We start from the raw sequence: 929 nt of genomic DNA, 5'->3' as shown, positions 1-929 counted from the left end.
CTGCCGGGCAATCTCGAATCCGCCCTGGCTGTCGCCTCGGCCGAGCATCCGGCCATCCTTGCCACGCAGCATCTCGTCGATGCGGCGGCGTTTTCGGTGAAGTCGTCGGAAGGTGCGCTGCTGCCCCAGCTTTCGGCCTCCGCCGGCATCTCGGACAATTACAGCCACACCTCTCCCGGTTCCTCCAGCAGTCCCAACGGTAGCTCGACGTCCGCCAATATCGGCGCCACTCTGACCATTCCGATCTATTCGGGCGGCAGGACCTCGGCGATTGTGCGGCAGAACAAGGAATCGCTCAGCGAGGCGCGCATCCAGGTCGATGTCAGCCGCGACCAGGTGCGCCAGGCCGTGGTCTCGGCCTGGACGCAATATGTCGCAGCGCGCGAAAGCGTAGATGCCAACAGGCAGGTCATCGACGCCGCGCAGCTGGCGCTGAACGGCGTCATCGAGGAGCGCAATGTCGGCCAGCGCACGACGCTCGACGTGTTGAACGCGCAGAACGCCGTCATCACCGCCAAGATCAACCAGGCAAGCTCCGAGCGCGACGTGGTGGTGGCGAGCTACGCCATCCTGTCGGCGATGGGGCGGCTGTCGGTCGATCGCCTGGGCCTGGCGGTCACCAAATACAGGCCGGAAGAGCATTACAACGCCGTCAAGGACAAGTGGATCGGATTGCGCACCCCCGACGGGCGCTGATTTCCGATCCAGCGTCGATAAACGCCGCGCGTCCCATGGATGCGCGGCGTTTGTCTTTTCAGGATGACTGACCGGGCTGCGCATCGCCTGAAGCGCGTATGCGCTTTAGAGCGGGATGAAGTCATTTCCGGTCGTATCCTGCATTGGCGAAGTAGTTTGAGCACTCGGCGGGTGTCGTGCGGTTGAGGATCTCGCCGATCGCCTGACAGACGGTTTCGGCCGTCCGTTTGGCC

1 protein-coding gene is annotated in these 929 nt (G+C 63.7%); it reads left to right on the top strand.

The genetic code is table 11. The features are described 5' to 3' along the window. The coding region (locus EOA23_RS35050; RefSeq protein WP_189341847.1) for a TolC family protein at positions 1-696 on the top strand (696 nt) is incomplete at its 5' end. Between the last annotated feature and the right edge of the window lie 233 nt (positions 697-929).

The sequence above is a fragment of the Mesorhizobium sp. M2A.F.Ca.ET.042.01.1.1 genome, assembly GCF_003997405.1.
Taxonomy (GTDB): Bacteria; Pseudomonadota; Alphaproteobacteria; order Rhizobiales; family Rhizobiaceae; genus Mesorhizobium.
Note: the sequence above shows the minus strand (reverse complement) of the source record. Positions and strands in the feature narration are given on the sequence as shown.